The organism is Catellatospora sp. TT07R-123 (assembly GCF_018327705.1).
GTDB lineage: Bacteria > Actinomycetota > Actinomycetes > Mycobacteriales > Micromonosporaceae > Catellatospora.
Map to the genome: position 1 here is coordinate 2,037,668 of NZ_BNEM01000001.1, position 16,046 is coordinate 2,053,713.

A 16,046-nucleotide genomic window follows, 5' to 3' on the forward strand; every position below is an offset into this window, starting at 1 on the left:
CGAGCGTCTGCTGCGCCTGCAGGGTGGCCAGGTCCACTGGGGGTCCTCCGTGGGGGGTGATGCGAGACATCCTTGTGTCCGCGAGGCGACAGTGTGCCACGTGCAGGCGACATCGGCCCGCCGTCGCCAGGAGGGTGGGACGTCAGCCCGCCAGCAGCGACCGCAGCAGTTCCGCGGCGGCCCGGTCGGCGATGGCGCCGAAGTCGAGCAGGGCCTGGTCGCTGCCCCCGCTGACGCCCATGAACCGGCGCAGGTACTGCAACCGGCCCAGCGCCACCAGCGCGGCCTGGTCCTCGCAGCCCTCCAGCACGGCGATGCCCGCGTCGATGCGCGCGGTATCGCGCACCACCAGCAGGTCCAGCTGCGCGGGCAGGGTGACCCGGTCGAAGTTCACGCCCCGGAAGTCCACGTCGTCGAAGGCGGTCACCCGGCCCATGTCGACGTCGAGCATCGGGTTGGGGCCGAGGTTGCGGTCGCGCTCCAGCACCCGGCCGTCGAAGACGACCTCGCGCAGGGCTCCGGCGAACGTGCAGCGCACCAGGCTGGCCTGCCAGAAGTTGGTGCAGGCGAGCTGGGCGTGGGAGAAGTCGACCTCGGTGAACCCGGCCACGCCGCAGCCCAGGCGGGTCAGGTCGGCGTGGCTGAAGTCGACTCCGCGCAGCCGGTTGGGCCGGTTGGCATACCAGCCGCCCACCGACGAGCGGGCCAGCTCGGCCGCGGTGAACGTGCAGTCGAGCACGTCGGTCGCCCACATCCGCAGGCCCACCAGGTATGCCCCGTCGAAGCGGCAGTTGTCGAGCACGCAGCCGAACAGCCGCAGCCGGGGCAGGTGCGCCCCGCGCAGGTCAAGGTCGGCCAGGTGCGCGTTCTGCAACTCGATCTCGGTCGGCAGGGCCGCGAACTCGAAGGTGAAGCTCGTGCCGCCGAGCATCGGCTCGCGCTGGTCCGGCTCGACGGTGCGCACCTGCGGCACGCCCAGGCCGCGCAGATCCCAGCGGCCGTCGACACGCTCGACCGGCAGACCGTCCAGCGCTTCCCCGGTCTGCAACCGGCGGACGATCTCGTCCTGCAGGTCCGGTCCGGTGGCGACGTGCCACCGCTCGACGAGCGCCTCATCGTGCCACACGGCGCAACCACCTTCCGGCGCCGGGTTTGCCCAGGTCACCAGCGCGTGGCGCCAAACCTAGGCGGCGGGCGGCGAGGGTACAACCCCTCGTTGCCCGAGATGCCAGGGTTGTCCGACCGTGTTACCGAACTTTGACCCACCGCAGCCGTACGACTACCAGCAGGCAGCGAAAACGGCTTCGCCATGCCCTCTGACCGGCCGTTTCCCGCAATCGGCTACCTCGTTGCGCCGAAAGAGCCGATCAAGGCACACACACGTACGGGGGCAGATTCACATGGTCGTACGCAGGCGGCTGCTGCAAGCCGCGGCATGGGGAACGGGCGGGGCGCTGCTCGCGCCGGGCGCCGGATGGGCGCAGGCCGCCGCCCGCGGCCGGGCGGGGACCCTGGATCCGACGAAGATCCGCAAGTACGCCACCGAGCTGGCGCTGCCCGCGGTGATGCCGCCCGTGCCGCACCGCCACACGCAGGCCGAGTACGTGGTGCAGGTCCGCCAGGTGCGCCAGCAGATCCTGCCGTCCGAACTGCCCGGCACCACGGTGTGGGCGTACGGCTCGCCGGACCACCCGGCGACCTTCACCTCCCCGTCGTGCACGTTCGAGGCGCTCGCCGACCACCCGGTACGGGTGACCTGGAGCAACGGGCTCGTCGACGGTTACGGCGACTACCGGCCGCACCTGCTGGCCGTCGACCCCACGCTGCACTGGGCCAACCCGCCGGGCGGCGAGCACGGGCGCGACATGCGGCCCACCTTCACCAGCACGCCCGGCCCGTACCGCGGCCCGGTGCCGATCGTGACCCACCTGCACGGCGGCCACTCGCACCAGGAGAGCGACGGCTACCCGGAGGCGTGGTACCTGCCCGACGCGAAGAACATCCCGAAGGGCTACGCCCGCTACGGCAGCTTCTACCGCGAGTTCGCCCAGCGGTTCGCCGCCGCCGACCACGAGCAGTGGCGGCCCGGCTCGGCGACGTTCCAGTACACCAACGACCAGCGCGCCTCGACCCTGTGGTACCACGACCACACCCTCGGCATGACCCGCCTCAACGTGTACGCGGGCCTGGCCGGGTTCTACCTGCTGCGCGGCGGCAGCTCCGACCTGCCGCCGGGGGTGCTGCCCGGCCCCGCGCCGACGCTGGGCGAGCGCCCCGGCACCCGCCACTACGAGCTGCCGATCTGCATCCAGGACCGCTCGTTCAACGCCGACGGATCGCTGTTCTACCCGACCAGCCGGGCGTACGCCGACGACGCCGGACCGTACATCCCGGACGGGCCGTTCCCGCCGATCTGGAACCCCGAGTTCTTCGCCAACACGATCATGGCCAACGGCACCACCTGGCCGGTCCTGCACGCCGAGCCGCGCCGCTACCGCCTGCGCCTGCTCAACGGCTGCAACGCCCGCGTCCTCATCCTCAAGATCGGCACCGATCCGCTCGCGCCCCGGCCGGTCACCCCGGCCCTGCCGCTGTGGCAGATCGGCAACGACGGCGGCTTCCTGCCCAAGCCGGTCGAGCTCCAGGAACTGATCCTCGCCCCGGCCGAGCGCGCCGACCTGATCGTCGACTTCACCGGGCTGGTCGAGGGCACCGAGCTCTACCTGATCAACGAGGGCCCGGACAAGCCGTTCCACGGAACCCAAGACCCCTTCGCCGATCCGCAGACCACCGGCCAGGTCATGAAGTTCGTCGTCGGACGGCTGCACGGCCACGACGGCAGCACCCCGCCCGACCGGCTCCGACTGCCCCACATCGCCCCGCTCGGCCCGGCGACCGGCACCCGCCGCGTGTCGCTCGACGAGTACGCGGTCGACGACATGTCCGTCGAGGTCCTGCTCGGCACGGTCGCGGCCGACGGCACCGTCACCAAGCGGCACTGGGACGACCCGGTGACCGAGCACCCGGCGCTGGGCGCCACCGAGATCTGGGAGATCCAGAACGACACCGTCGGCGCCCACCCGATCCACCTGCACCTGGTGCAGTTCGAGGTGCTGGGACGGGGGCCGGACGGCACGTTGCCGCCGCAGCCGAACGAGCTGGGCGGCAAGGACACCGTCATCGCGTACCCCGGGCAGGTCACCCGGGTCAAAGCCAAGTTCGACCTGGCCGGCCGCTATGTCTGGCACTGCCACCTGATCGAACACGAGGACAACGAGATGATGCGCCCCCTCCAGGTCGGCTGAAGATCAGCCAAGTTGCCGGGCAATCGGGCGTATCTTGGGCACTCTTTCCCACGATTGCCCGGCAACTTGGCCCAGGGTCGGCCCAGGGTCGGCCCGGCGGTGGTCCGGGGTGGACACGCGACGGCCCCGCACCCTGGGTGGGGGCGGGGCCGTCGGGTGGGGTCAGCCGCGCAGGAAGGCGCCCGGCGAGCGCCAGTCGGCGCCGTCGAGGGCCGGGCCGCTCACCGCGGTCGCGGCACCGCTGAACGCCGTACCGTCGAAGGCCCGCTTGACCAGGCGTCCGTCGCTGCCGCCCCGCGACCAGTAGAGGTAGCCGCCGGAGGCGAACAGCACGCCCGAGGTGTCGCCCAGGTACTCCAGGTCCGCCCCGCCGCCGCTGCCGTTGACCTGGTAGCGCTGCGAGCCCGCGATGCCGCTGTCGGGGCTGAACCAGCGCCAGAACAGGGCGTTCTGCCCGGCGATGGTGTAGTACAGCTTCCCGTTGGCGTAGAACATGCTGCGCACGTTCGGCAGCTCGCCGTACAGGCCGGACTTGACCCCGGTGTAGACCGACGAGCCGGACAGGGTCGGCACGCCGTCCCAGCGCGGGTCGGAGTGCGGGTTCAGGAGGGCGGCCGGGCCAAGGTTGGTGCCGTCGAAGGAGCGGACGTACATGTTGCTGTCGGACATGCCGTAGAACAGCTTGTCGTCGACGAGGAACGCACCGCGCAGGTTCGCCCACACGGTGCCGTCGGCGCCGCCGACCGGGGCGGGCGCTGCGGCGGTGGTGCCGTCGTACGCCCGCTTGGCCAGGCCGCTGCCCGTGCCCGAGGTGGTACGCACGATCTCGATCGCCTCGACGCCCGGGTCCTGCGCCACGTGGGCGAAGTCGACGTTCACGGTGCCGTCGCTGGTCACCGGGAACGCCAGCATCTGGCCGACCTTGTAGCCGACCTGCGCCACGGTGTCGTAGTCGTCGGCGACCAGCGTGCCGTCGACGCTGATGTCGAAGGTCCGGTCCCCCGGCAGGTGGTAGGCCCAGTCCCGGGCGGCGAAGTAGAGGCGCACCTCCACCGGCGTGCCGCCGGCGACCGGGAACGACCAGCTCATCTCCGGCGCGGCCGACGCGTCGTAACGCTGGTCGTCGAAGACGGCGGGCGGGGTGCTCGCCGGGACCGAGGCGTCGAGGGTGACGGTGTTCGACGTGATCGTGTTCGGGGTGCTGCCGGTGTTGTGGAACGGGCTCGGCGCGAGCGCCGTGTCCGCCGCCCAGGGCAGGGCGCCATCGGTGGCCGCGACCTGCGGGCCGCCCGCATTGACGCGGTAGAGCACGTCGCCCGCGCTGTACGGCACGGTGCTGTTCGGGAAGTAGACGTCGGTCGGCAGGTCGCCGACGACCCCGGCGGGCGGGGCATAGCCGCCGGCGAGCGGGAAGTACGCGATCCGGCCGCGCATGTACTCGAAGTTGCCGACGTACTCGGTGTCGGAGCCGACGTAGAGGCCGTCGGCGGTGGCGTACAGCGCCGAGGCGCCGACGCCGCGCGGGTGGCGGCCGGGGTTCCACGTCTGCGGCACGCCGCTGAGCGGCTCCAGCGCGGCCAGGCCGGGCCGGGCCACGGCGCCCTGCTGGGCCGAGTCGCCGCCGTAGCCGTTGTTCAGCCAGCGCTGGTGGCCGCCGACGTACACCGAGGCGCCGGTCACCGCGACCGACAGCAGCGTGTCGCCGCCGGTCCAGTCGACCCAGGTCGGCTGAAGGTTGACGCCGGTGGCCGCGGTCTCCCAGCGCGAGGCGCTGTCGCACAGCGAGCCGCTGCCGTACGGCCCGCCCGTGTTCACGACGACGAAGTAGCTGCCGTCCGGGGAGAAGTCGACGTCGCGCACCCACTTGTCGAACGCCCACGCGCTGCACGTGTCGTCGAAGCGGTTGGTGTGCCAGTTCGCAATCGCCGCGGCCGGGCCGGTCAGGTCGAGCATGACCACCTGGTCGTAGTCGCCGCCGCCCGCCGTCTTGAAGTTGCCGATGACAATCGCGCGGCTGCCGTCGGGCGTGATGTCCAGGTCGGTCGGACCGACCGAGGAGTTGGCGCCGCCGCCGTTGTAGTTGTGGTGGCCGGTCAGCGCGATGTCGGCGTAGGTGTCGAAGGCGCCGGTGCTCGCGTTCAGGGTGGCCAAGCCGTACCGCGTGGCAGAGCCGACGGTGGTGAAGAACCCGCCGACCAGCAGGCGCGTGCCGAACTGCTTGACCGCGGTGACCGCGCCGTTCATCGCGGGCGCCTTGAACGTGGTGACCACCGCGCCGTCGACGGTGCTGAGCAGCACCAGCCTGCTCCAGCCGCCCGACTTGACGCCGGTGAAACGCCCGGCGACGTAGATCGTGTCGGCCACCGGCCCCGGGGCCAGCGCCAGCACCTCGTCGTTGATGTTCGGGGCGAAGCCGGCGTCGACCAGCCCGGTCGCCGCGTCGAACGCGAACAGGTACGGTTTGGCGTAGTTGGTGCTCGGACCGCGGTCGGTGACGCCGGTGAACGTCCCGCCGACGAATACCTTGCCACCCACCTTCACGATCGCGTTGACGGTGCCGTCGTTGATGTTCGGGGTCGCGGTCGAGGGGACCGCGTCGGGCAGCGTCGACTGCGACGGCTGCACCGCGGCCGCAGGACCCACCCCCCATAGCGTGGTGGCCAGGACACACGCCCCGGCGACCACGATCCGGCCAAACCTCACAGTTTTCTCCCACCCGGCGGTGATACAGAAGACGGCACCGCGCCTCCGCGGATGCGGAGTGGACACGGTGCCGGACGTCGGTGCAAAGCCTTGCCCCAGCGCCGTTTCCGGGCAAGGGGACAAGCTGTGATGTGTCCGTTCGGACAGGGGCCAGGCGCGGACCGTCGTGACCGGACCGCGCGTATGCCGGCACGGATCGTCTGCTGCTCAGGGCAGCCGTGATCGCCGAATAGGAACCCATTGCGGTATCGCGGCATCGCGATGACTGTCGGAATTCCGGCGGCTATTCGAGGCGCGCCCGCACTGGGCGTTCCCCGCCGCAGGCGTCCGCGCGGCCGGACGGGGCGGGACGGCGGGCGCGGCGGGGCAGCGGGTGCTGGCGGCGGTGCGGCAGCGCGCCCGGCGCGGGTGGGTCGTTGCCTCTACCTGCTGGTTCGGGTAGAAATTCGCTTCATGGACCAAACGGATATGTCGGACTCCCCTGCCCATGCATGAGCTCTCGGTGTGCGGGGCTCTGGCCGACCTGGTCACGCGGCATGCGGGCGACCGGCTGGTCGCCAACGTCCGGGTGCGCATCGGTCGGCTGCGCCAGATCGTGCCGGACACCCTCGTGTTCTGCTGGACCATGGTCACCGCCGACACCGGCCTCGACGGCTCCCGGCTGGAGATCGAATCAGTCGACGCCACCGTCTCCTGCGCCGACTGCGGGCACGTCAGCCGCATCGACCCCGATCCGCCCGTGTTCGTGTGCCACGGCTGCGGCGGCTTCTCACTGACAGTGCTCACCGGCGAGGAGTTCCTGCTGCTCGCCCTGGACCTAGCGGAGGTATGACGATGGGCCGCTTCCACCGCCATGACGACGGCACCGGGCACCGTCACGACGAACCCCACGACGGGCCGCACGACCACAGCGGCTACGCCACGGGGGCACAGCGGATCCAGGTGCTGGAGCACATCTTCGGTGAGAACGACCGCACCGCGGCCGCCAACCGCGCCGACTTCGCCGCCCACGGGGTGCACGCCGTCAACGTCATGTCCTCGCCGGGCGCGGGCAAGACGACACTGCTGCGCCAGACGCTGACCCGGCTGGCGGGCGTACGGGTCGGGGTGCTGGAGGGTGACATCCACACCAGCATCGACGCCGACCGGCTCGGCGGGCTCGGGGCGGCGATCGCGCTGGTCAACACCGGTGAGGGCTTCGGCGGCGAGTGCCACCTGGACGCGCCCATGGTCCGCTCGGCGCTGCCCCGGCTGCCGCTGGCCGAGCTGGACCTGCTGCTGATCGAGAACGTGGGCAACCTGGTCTGCCCGGCCGAGTTCGACGTCGGCGAGGCCGCCCGCGCCATGGTGTACGCGGTGACCGAGGGCGAGGACAAGCCGCTGAAATATCCGGTGATGTTCCGGTCGGTCGAGCTCGTCCTGATCAACAAGACGGATCTGCTGCCGTACCTGGAGTTCGATCTGGACGGGTTCCTGGCCAACCTGCGCGCGGTGAACCCGGGGGCCAGGACGGTGCTGCTCAGCGCCCGTACGGGCGAGGGGGTCGACGAGTGGGTGAGCTGGCTGCGCACCCGGGTTCCGGCGAGCACGCCGCCGCCCGCAGCACCACCGTCACCCGCGCCATCACCGTCACCGTCGCCCGCGCCCGCCTGAGGCACCGGTTTTTGATAGACGTTGGCCTATTACAACGAAGACGATCTACGAATAGTCCTCGCAATAGGCCAACGTCTATGCTAAGTGGGACGGCAGCGGACGGCAGCGGACGGCAGCGGACGGCAGCGGACGGCAGCGGACGGCAGCGGACGGCAGCGGACGGCAGCGGACGGCAGCGGACGGCAGCGGACGGCAGCGGACGGCAGCGGACGGCAGCGGACGGCAGCGGACGGCAGCGGACGGCAGCGCGCGGCAGGCCTCGGGCAGCGCGTAGGCGGGCGGGCGGCGGACCGATAGGCTGCTCGCCATGACCAGCAGCGGCAACGCGGGCGGCGCCGCCGACAAGGTGCTGTCGGTGCTGGAGGCGCTGGCCGGGCACGAGCGGCTGGCCGACCTGGCCGCCGCGACCGGGCTGCCCAAGTCGACCGTGCACCGGATCCTTCAGTCACTGGTGGCACGCGGGTTCGCGGCGGCCGACGGGCATGGCGGCTACCTGCCCGGACCCCGGGTGCTGGCGCTGGCCGGCCGGGTGATGGGCGCCCTGGACCCGGCCCGCACCGCCCGGCCCGAGTTGCAGGCGCTGCGCGACCGCACGGGCTTCACCGTCCACCTGGGCCTGCGCGACGGCGACCGCGCCGTGTACGCCGACAAGATCGCCGGCCCGCAGCCGTACGACATGCGGTCCCGGGTCGGACAGAGCCTCGACCTGCACTCGACCGCGATCGGCAAGGCGATCCTGGCCCGGCTGGCCGCCGCGCCGGTGCGCGAACTGGCCGCCCGCACGGGCCTGCCCCGGCACACCCCGCGCACGGCCACCAGCATGAAGGCCCTGCTCACAGCACTGGATCGGGTCCGCGCGGACGGGTACGCCGTTGACGACGAGGAGAACGAGCCGGGCCTGCGCTGCGTGGCGGCGGCGATCTCCGGCGCGGAGGGCGCGGTGATCGGCGCGGTCAGCGCGTCGGCGCTGGTGCTGGAGCTCCCCGCCGACCGGGTCTCCGCCCTGGGCACCGAGGTACGCGCCACCGCCGACCGCATCTCCACCTCCCTGGGCTCCCCCGCCTGACCGGCGCCGCAGCCACATCCGCCCGCAACCCGCGATCTCCGTACGAAGATCGCCGTCTCCGGTCGACCCCTGCCGCCAATACGTAGGTTCTGACCGACAACGACGATCACACCACCGTGATCGTCATTTCAGGACGCATTCTCGGCCTGCCTGGCCCCGCTCGCCCGCCCAGCCGAATCGATCACGGTGCCAGGGTGGCGACACGCCGTCGAACCCTGCCATAAGTTCATGATCAACGCGGAGAAGCGCGGCGGGCCGCCGCGAGCCGCCGCCACGGCGCCGGGGCGGGGCAACGGGGCGGGGCCGGGGTGGTGGGGCGGTGGGGTGGGGACGGGGTGGGGTCAGGGGGTGGGGGTGGTGGTGAGGTGGGTGCGGGTTTGGGTGAGGGTGGGGATGAGGCCGGTGCCGCCTCGGCCGCCGAGGGCCAGGGAGGCGGCTGCCGAGGCGAGGCGGGACGCGTCGAGCAGGGTGTCGCCGAGGGCCAGGCGGGCGGTGAGCGTGCCGGCGAAGCAGTCCCCGGCCCCCGTGGCGTCCACCAGCACGGGCGCGGGCACCACCGGCAGGTCCAGGCCCGCGCCCCGGTCGGAGACGCGCAGCCCGTCGGCCCCCCGGGTGACCACCGCGTACGGCACCCCGAGGCGGTGCACCCGCGCCGCCGCCTCGACGGCGTCGGTGCACCCGAACAGGGCCGCCGTGTCGGCGGGCGCCGAGGGCAGCGCGACGGTGAGATCCGGTGCCAGCTCGGCGAACAGGGCCGCGGCCCGCTCGGCGGTGGTGAGCCGGGGGCGGTAGTTCGGGTCGTACACGACGTGCCCGCCGGACCCCCGCACCAGCCGCGCCGCCGCGCGCACCGTGTCGGCACACGACGGCGACAGCCCGGCGGTGATGCCGCTGAACAGCAGCGCCTTGGCCGAGGAGAGCACGTCGGGGTCGAGATCGGACGGTTCGAGGGTGGTCGCGGCGCTGCCCGCGCGCAGGTACGCGAACCCGCGCACCCCCGCCGGGTCGGCGCCCAGGACGTACCCGCCGGTCTGGCCGCCGACCCGGCGCACCAGCGAGGTGTCGACGCCGCGCGCGGCCAGGAACGCGACGAGCCGGTCGGACAGCTCGTCGGTGCCGAGCCGGGTCAGCAGCGCGGTGCGGGCCCCGGCGGCCGCGGCGGCCACGGCGGCGTTAAGCGCGTCGCCGGAGAAGCCGAGCGTGAACGTGACGGCGTCGGTCAGCGGCTCGGCGGCGGCGAACTCCAGCAGCGGCTCGCCGACGACCACGACGTCATGGGTCATGCCGCGCCCAGCTCGTGCCACACCTGCGGCAGGCGGTCGAGGTCGCTGCCGACGCCGACGGCGATCGCCCCGGCGGCCAGCCAGGCGGGCACGTCGGCGAGCTTGATGCCGCCGGTCGGCATGACCAGGCTGCCCGCGGGCAGCACCGCCATGACCGACTTGAGGTAGCTCGGGCCGACGGCGTGCGCGGGGAACAGCTTGGCGACGCCGTGCCGCGCGGCTGCCGCGAGCTCGCCGGGGGTGAACCCGCCCTCGCACAGCGGCACGCCCCGGGCGGCGGCGTAGGCCCGCACGTCGGGCACGGGCCATGGGCTGACCAGGAAGTCGGCCCCGGCGTCGCAGGCGGCGCGGGCGTCGCCCTCGGCGCAGACCGTGCCGACCCCCAGGACCGCCCGGGGGTACGCCGAACGCAGGCGCCCCAGCGCACCGGCCCAGTCCGGGGTGTTCGCGGTCAGCTCGACCACGGGCAGCCCGGCGTCCAGCAGCGTGCGCGCGGCCGCCTCGGCTTCGGCGCCGTCGGTGCGGCGCAGGACCGGCACGACCTTGGCGTGCCGCAGACTTTCCACCAGAGATTCCATCACACGGAACGATAGTCCGTCAGACGGAACCAGGCAACGACGGAAAGGGCGCGTCCCCGGCCGGGGACGCGCCCTTTCGTGATCGGGCGGGTTACGGGGTGGTGCAGGCGAAGACACTCGGCAGCGTGCTGCTGCCGACGGGGCGGCTGACCTGCACGCCCCAGGTGGTGCTGGCGCCGGGGCTGAGCGTGCCGTTCCAGGCCAGGCTCGCCTCGGTCACCGTCTGGCCGCTGACCACGGCGGCCGCCGGCCAGGAGCCGGTGTGGGCCTGGCCGGAGGGCAGGGTCACCGTGGAGTGCCAGCTGTTGATGGCGGCCGAACCGCTGTTGGTGACGGTCACCGTGAGCACGTACCCGCCGTCCCAGGAGCTCTGCACCGAGCTGGTCGTGGTGCAGCCGCTGCCGCCGCCACCGCCGGAGGTGGTGGTGACGTTCAGGATGCCGGAGTACGCGGAGGAACCGGCCGAGTTGACCGCGCGCACCCGGTAGCGGTACGTCGTGTTGGCGGTCAGGTTCCAGTCGTTGAACGACGCGGTCCCGGGCGAGGCGACCAGGGTGAAGCTGGTGCTGGTGGCCCCGGTGGCCCGCTCGACCTGGTAGTTGGTGACCGTGCCGGACGAGGCGCCCCAGTTCAGCGACAGCGACGTGGCGGCGACGTTCGACGCCGTCGGCGTGCCCGGCGTGCCCGGCACCTGGGTGCCGCCGCCCGCGGTGGTCACGTCGACGATGCCCGAGTAGCCGGAGGCACCGGCCGAGTTGGTCGCCCGGACGCGGTAGCGGTACACCGTGCTGGCGGCCAGGCCGGAGTCGCTGAACGACGTGCCGGACGGGGTGCCGACCTGCGAGAAGCTGGTGCTGCCGGAGCCGGTGGCCCGCTCGACCTGGTAGCCGGAGACCGTGCCGGACGAGGCCGCCCAGCTCAGCGACAGCGACGACGACGTCACGTTCGACGCGCTCGGCGTGCCGGGGGTGCCGGGCACCTGGGTGCCGCCGCCGGTGGTGACCGAGGCCGAGAACGAGTTCACGGCCAGGCCGACGCCGCCGATCCACGGCTCGAAGCCCGCCTGCACGCTGGTCAGGTACCAGTTGGCGTTGCCGTACTGCGAGCCGCGGGAGAACGTGTCGTTGATGAAGTCCTTCACGTCGAAGGTCAGCGACGTGACCGGCGAGCCGGTGAACAGGTACGACACGACGTTGTTGCCGCCGTTGTTGCCGGTCCACACGTTCCAGCTCCGCCCGGCCAGGTTCGCCGTGCCGGTCTGGGAGCCGATCGGCTGGATGCTGCCCTGGCGGTTGAACCAGATCATGATCTCGGTGTCCTGGACCCCGCTGACGTTGGTGTCGGCGTTGAGCCAGATGTCGTACGCCGCGTCGTAGGTGCCGCTGGACGGGTAGGACACGCTGAGGCTGCTGCTGGCGGTGCCGATGGTGCTGATCTGCTTGGGCAGCGGCGAGCTCGGGCTGCAGTTGCTGTAGTGGCAGCCGAGGAAGATCGACGGGTACGACACCGGGGCGCCGGAGGTGTTGCCGACGCCGTCCTGCTGGGTGATCGAGAACCCGTTGGCGGTGGTGTTGATGCACTGGGTGGCGGTGGTGCCCCAGCGGTTGTTCTGGATGACGTAGTTGCCGGCGACGACGGTGCCGTACTGCTCGCAGATGGTCGCGGCGTGGGCGGGCGTCGCGGCGACCAGGCTGGCGGCGGTGGCACCGACGGTCAGCAGGACCGCCGAGGCGAACCTGCTGAGCCGGTGTGCGGTGACTCGCATATCACTCCTTGGGCAGGGAGGAGGGATCCGGAGGGAACGGTTTGGGAGCGCTTCCAGCCGTACCATAGGTCACCGTCGAAGGACGTGTAAACAGCGACGGGCGCCGATGGCACGTTTCGGCCGGATGTCCGGCGGCGAACGGTCGTGTCACGTCCGGTCGATCTGGACGAACGCCCGGGAAACAGCGCGCGGCCCCGCCGCGGCGGGGCCGGATCGGCGCCGTGAAAGTTACACCGGCTCGGCCTCGGGCGTGCCCACCTCGCCGAACCGGGCCAGCGCGAGCGCGCCGCCCACCGCCAGCACGAACCCGGCCAGCGCCACCGGCACGAAGCCCGGCCGGGCGCCGTCGCCGAGCACCAGCACCCCGGCCAGCGCGGGCAGCAGCGTCTCCCCCACCACCATCCCGGCCGTCGCCGTGGTCACCGACCCGGCCGACAGCGCGCTGGTCCACAGCAGGAACGCCACCAGCCCCGACGCCGCCACCAGATACGCCGCGGGCTCGCGCAGCAGCCGGGCCGGGGACAGCTCCGGCAGCGTCCGGGCGGCCAGGGCCAGCACGCCGAAGCACAGGCCCGCGCAGGCGCCCATGGCCACGGTACGCAGCCGCGCCGGCAGCCGGCTCGCCGCCGCCCCGAGCAGCCCCAGCCCGACCAGGCACGCCCCGAGCACGGGGTAGAAGCCGCGCGGCACCGCGTCGGCACCCTCCGGTCCGGCCGACACCCCCAGCGCGGCCAGCCCGGCGCAGACCGAGGCCACCGCCAGCCACTCGCCGCGGCCCAGGCGCTCGCGCATCACCACGCTGGCCGCGATCGCCGTCACGGCGAGGCTGGACGCCACCGCCGCCTGCACCAGGAACAGCGGGAGTTTGCGCAGCGCCAGCAGTTCGAACCCGAACCCGAGCAGGTCCACCAGCGTGCCCGCCACGAACAGCCAGCTGCTCAGCGCGCGCAGCAGCAGCTTGACGTCCGGGCCGCCGCCGGCCGACATCCGGCGCATGCCGACGGCCTGCATCACCGAGGCCAGCCCGAAGCAGATCGCCGCCGCCAGCGCCCCCATCAGGCTCACGACCAGCATGAACCTCATGTTTGCACAGCACCCGGGCACCGGTCCGGCCGTTGCGCCCACGCTGCCCGGATGGCGGGCGGCACCCGGCACGGGTACGGGTGCCGCCGGGCGGCGCGCCCAAGTTCCGCCGCCCGACGGCACCCTTCCCGGCGCCACGCCGCCCCGCGAGGGCAGCGGCGGTGGCGGGTCCGCCGGGCGGGCACTGCCCGGCGGCCGGGGACGGCAGGCCCGCCCTGAGCACCCGCGCGGGCGGGCCTGCCGTACGTCGTCACGACAGCGGCGGGTAGGCGTTCGCCATCAGCTGCCGGAACTGAGCGGAGAACCAGTGGCCCGACAGCGGGGCGCCGGGCAGCGCGCCGGTCATGCTGTTGCCGTTACGGGCGTTGCCCGTGTAGGTCGGGTCGCACATCCGGTCGAAGCCCTTGCCCTCGCTGTTCGGGATCTGGCTGCTGGAACCGTCGGACTCGCCCGGCGGCTTGATCCAGACGTACGCGTCGACGCCCGTCGCGGGCGCCGAACGGGGCCGCTCACCGAGGCCCGCCCCGGCCTGGTTGCACCAGTTGCCCTTGTGGATGCGCCGGTCGATGCGGGACTGGTCGACGAACGTGTTCATGTCCGTCGAGCTGCTCGCGGCGGTCGGCCGGGTCGTCTGGATCGGCTGGCACGGGGTCTGCACGCAGCTGCCCCAGCCGTTGCGGGAGGTGTCGATCAGCATGCCGATGCCGGAGGAGAAGCCCGCCGTGATGAGCCGTTGCCGGAACGCCTGCGCGAACGCCAGCTCCTCGTTGTAGCGGTTCCAGTCGACCCAGCGGGTCTGGCGCAGCTGCTCGGTCACCGCGCCGACGTACGGCTCGGTCAGCGCCGAGTAGTTGGCCGTGTCGGTGATGAACCCGTGCACGTTGGCCACGGTGCTGCCGGAGGCGGTCGCGGCCTGGAACATGAGGGTCGCGGTGGGCCCGAAGTTGTCGTCCCAGCCGATCCAGCCGTGGTGCGCGGCGTCGATGTAGTTGTAGACGTTCGGGACCGCGCCGAGCTTGGCCAGCGCGTAGCCGATGCCGTCGACGTAGGCGTGGTTGGCCAGCATGGTGTCGCAGGCCGCGGTCGCGGTGGCTCGGCCGCCGGTGTTGGTGACCAGGTTCGGCAGTGAGTCGATCTCGACGATCGTCACGATGCGCAGGCTCGCGTAGGCGGGCCGGGCCATGATCGCCGCGATGGCGTCGATGTACTCGGACTTGTAGCGCGGCAGGTCGTTGGGGCCCAGCTCGCCGTTGGAGGCCAGCGCGGCGCAGTCACGGCCGGGCAGGTCGTAGATGACGATCTGGATCACCATCGGTGCCGAGCCGTTGGCCGCATCCTGGCTGACCGCCTCGTTGAGGTGGTCCACCAGGCCCATGGTGCCGGTGGTCGGGCTGCCGTTGCCGGCGATGGCACCGATCTGGTCCAGCCATACACCGGTGGGCTGGTTGGCGATCCGGCTGCCGCCGGGCTCGGCCATCGCGCTGGTCCGCCACTGCGGGTTGTTGTAGACCCCCGCGCCCTGGTACGGGTTGTCGACCCGGTTGCAGTTGGGCTGGCAGCCGCCGCCGTCGTTGTCGGACTCGGTGACGGTCGTGGTGGTGCTGCCCGCCGACGAGGTCGCGGTGACCGTGGCGGAGCCGTTGGTGGTGTCGGTGTCCTCTGCCGCCGAGACGGTGACGGTGACGCCGGTGCTCCAGTTCGCCGTGGTCAGCGTGACGCTGCTCGCCGAGAGGGTGACGTCGGCGTCGCCGGTCCTGCTCAGGCTCACCGCGACGTTGCCGCTCGGAGCGGCGCTGAGCTTGTACGTCAGCGTGCCCGTGCCGCCCTCGTTGACCACCAGCGAACCCGCGCTGACCTGGAGCACCGGGTTGCCGGTGCCGCCGCCGACGGTGAAGGTGACCGCGGCCGAGGTGGTCGACAGGGCCGGGCTGCCGTTGTCGACGGCGGTGGCCGTGGCGCTGTGCGCGCCGTTGGCCAGGCCGGTGGCGCTGAAGCTGTACGGCGAGCTGGTGTCGGTGCCGACCAGGGTGCCGTCGACGCGGAACTCGACCCGGGCCACGCCGCTGTTGTCGCCGGCCGTGGCGGCCAGCGGGACCGCGGCGCCGGAGGCGAAGGTCTGCCCGGCGCTCGGGCTGGTCAGGGCGACCGTGGGCGGGGTGTTGGTGGTGCCGCCGCCGTTGCAGGTGACGCCGTTGACCTTGAAGCTGGTCGGGTTGGTGTTCGTGCCGGTGTAGGAGGCGTTGAAGCCGATGCCGACCGAGCCGCCGTTGGCGACCGCGCCGTTGTAGGACAGGCTGGTCGCGGTGACGTTCTGGCCGGACTGGCTGTAGTTGGCCGACCAGCCCTGGATGCCGGTCTGGTTGCCCGGCCAGGTGTAGGTCAGCGTCCAGCTGGTCCACGCGTCGCCGGTGTTGCTGATGGTGAGGTTGGCGCCGAACCCGCTGCCGTTGTCCCAGGCCTTGGTGTAGCTGACCTGGCAGGCGACCGCGGCCTGCGCCGGGGTGCCCGCGGTGGCGACGAACGCGCCTACCAGCGCGCCCACGCCCAGCAGCGACAGCAGCCGGCGGCGCAGATGGTGCACGGATCTGTTCACGGTGGACTCCTCGAGCC

Annotated in this window: 11 protein-coding genes and 1 pseudogene; 4 read left to right on the forward strand and 8 right to left on the reverse strand. The window is 72.5% G+C overall.

The features are described 5' to 3' along the window. Window positions 1-142 precede the first annotated feature (142 nt). Window positions 143-1,126 (reverse strand): pentapeptide repeat-containing protein, encoded by a 984-nt coding sequence (locus tag Cs7R123_RS08510; RefSeq protein ID WP_212824909.1) that lies wholly within the window; start codon window positions 1,124-1,126, stop codon window positions 143-145. A 274-nt stretch (window positions 1,127-1,400) separates the two neighbouring features. On the opposite strand from Cs7R123_RS08510, the gene Cs7R123_RS08515 reads away from it, so the two are divergent. Further along, on the forward strand, window positions 1,401-3,305 hold the full coding sequence (locus Cs7R123_RS08515) for a multicopper oxidase family protein (RefSeq protein WP_212824911.1): 1,905 nt from the start codon (window positions 1,401-1,403) through the stop codon (window positions 3,303-3,305). A gap of 162 nt (window positions 3,306-3,467) precedes the next feature. Here Cs7R123_RS08515 and Cs7R123_RS08520 read toward each other — a convergent pair whose 3' ends face one another. Then, window positions 3,468-5,948 carry a malectin domain-containing carbohydrate-binding protein gene (locus Cs7R123_RS08520; RefSeq protein ID WP_244871698.1) on the reverse strand — a complete coding sequence of 827 codons (2,481 nt, stop codon included), beginning with the start codon at window positions 5,946-5,948 and terminating at the stop codon, window positions 3,468-3,470. Between the two features lie 547 nt (window positions 5,949-6,495). On the opposite strand from Cs7R123_RS08520, the gene Cs7R123_RS08525 reads away from it, so the two are divergent. The 3 genes from Cs7R123_RS08525 to Cs7R123_RS08535 all read left to right on the forward strand — a co-directional run bounded on the left by Cs7R123_RS08525 (window position 6,496) and on the right by Cs7R123_RS08535 (window position 8,727). Continuing rightward, window positions 6,496-6,840 (forward strand): hydrogenase maturation nickel metallochaperone HypA, encoded by a 345-nt coding sequence (locus Cs7R123_RS08525; RefSeq protein WP_212824915.1) that lies wholly within the window; start codon window positions 6,496-6,498, stop codon window positions 6,838-6,840. Between the two features lie 2 nt (window positions 6,841-6,842). After that, entirely contained in the window at window positions 6,843-7,661 is an 819-nt protein-coding gene (gene hypB, locus Cs7R123_RS08530) for a hydrogenase nickel incorporation protein HypB (protein WP_212824917.1), read from the forward strand. 307 nt (window positions 7,662-7,968) lie between these two features. Continuing rightward, a complete protein-coding gene (locus Cs7R123_RS08535; RefSeq protein ID WP_212824919.1) occupies window positions 7,969-8,727 on the forward strand; it encodes an IclR family transcriptional regulator in 759 nt (252 codons plus the stop codon). A 341-nt stretch (window positions 8,728-9,068) separates the two neighbouring features. Here Cs7R123_RS08535 and Cs7R123_RS08540 read toward each other — a convergent pair whose 3' ends face one another. From Cs7R123_RS08540 to Cs7R123_RS41075, 6 genes and pseudogenes are all read right to left on the reverse strand, one after another. Then, window positions 9,069-10,010 (reverse strand): sugar kinase, encoded by a 942-nt coding sequence (locus tag Cs7R123_RS08540; protein WP_212824920.1) that lies wholly within the window; start codon window positions 10,008-10,010, stop codon window positions 9,069-9,071. Then, window positions 10,007-10,588 (reverse strand): bifunctional 4-hydroxy-2-oxoglutarate aldolase/2-dehydro-3-deoxy-phosphogluconate aldolase, encoded by a 582-nt coding sequence (locus Cs7R123_RS08545; protein WP_212824921.1) that lies wholly within the window; start codon window positions 10,586-10,588, stop codon window positions 10,007-10,009. Before Cs7R123_RS08545 ends, Cs7R123_RS08540 begins: the two co-directional genes overlap by 4 nt. A gap of 91 nt (window positions 10,589-10,679) precedes the next feature. Further along, on the reverse strand, window positions 10,680-12,353 hold the full coding sequence (locus Cs7R123_RS41070; RefSeq protein ID WP_212824923.1) for a fibronectin type III domain-containing protein: 1,674 nt from the start codon (window positions 12,351-12,353) through the stop codon (window positions 10,680-10,682). A gap of 228 nt (window positions 12,354-12,581) precedes the next feature. Next, window positions 12,582-13,427, reverse strand: a complete 846-nt coding sequence (locus Cs7R123_RS08555) for a hypothetical protein (protein WP_212824924.1) — start codon at window positions 13,425-13,427, stop codon at window positions 12,582-12,584. 259 nt (window positions 13,428-13,686) lie between these two features. Next, a complete protein-coding gene (locus Cs7R123_RS08560) occupies window positions 13,687-15,576 on the reverse strand; it encodes a glycoside hydrolase family 6 protein (protein ID WP_374706979.1) in 1,890 nt (629 codons plus the stop codon). A gap of 51 nt (window positions 15,577-15,627) precedes the next feature. Next, window positions 15,628-16,029: pseudogene (locus Cs7R123_RS41075) on the reverse strand (cellulose binding domain-containing protein); the annotation flags it as partial. Window positions 16,030-16,046: the final 17 nt, after the last annotated feature.

What these genes read in the sequence shown, in the direction of transcription:
- Cs7R123_RS08535 (WP_212824919.1), top strand. Translation starts at nt 7,969, where the DNA reads ATGACCAGCAGCGGCAACGCGGGCGGCGCCGCCGACAAGGTGCTGTCG.
- Cs7R123_RS08515 (WP_212824911.1), top strand. Translation starts at nt 1,401, where the DNA reads ATGGTCGTACGCAGGCGGCTGCTGCAAGCCGCGGCATGGGGAACGGGC.
- Cs7R123_RS08555 (WP_212824924.1), bottom strand. Translation starts at nt 13,427, where the DNA reads ATGCTGGTCGTGAGCCTGATGGGGGCGCTGGCGGCGGCGATCTGCTTC.
- hypB (WP_212824917.1), top strand. Translation starts at nt 6,843, where the DNA reads ATGGGCCGCTTCCACCGCCATGACGACGGCACCGGGCACCGTCACGAC.
- Cs7R123_RS08540 (WP_212824920.1), bottom strand. Translation starts at nt 10,010, where the DNA reads ATGACCCATGACGTCGTGGTCGTCGGCGAGCCGCTGCTGGAGTTCGCC.
- Cs7R123_RS08545 (WP_212824921.1), bottom strand. Translation starts at nt 10,588, where the DNA reads ATGGAATCTCTGGTGGAAAGTCTGCGGCACGCCAAGGTCGTGCCGGTC.
- Cs7R123_RS08525 (WP_212824915.1), top strand. Translation starts at nt 6,496, where the DNA reads ATGCATGAGCTCTCGGTGTGCGGGGCTCTGGCCGACCTGGTCACGCGG.
- Cs7R123_RS41070 (WP_212824923.1), bottom strand. Translation starts at nt 12,353, where the DNA reads ATGCGAGTCACCGCACACCGGCTCAGCAGGTTCGCCTCGGCGGTCCTG.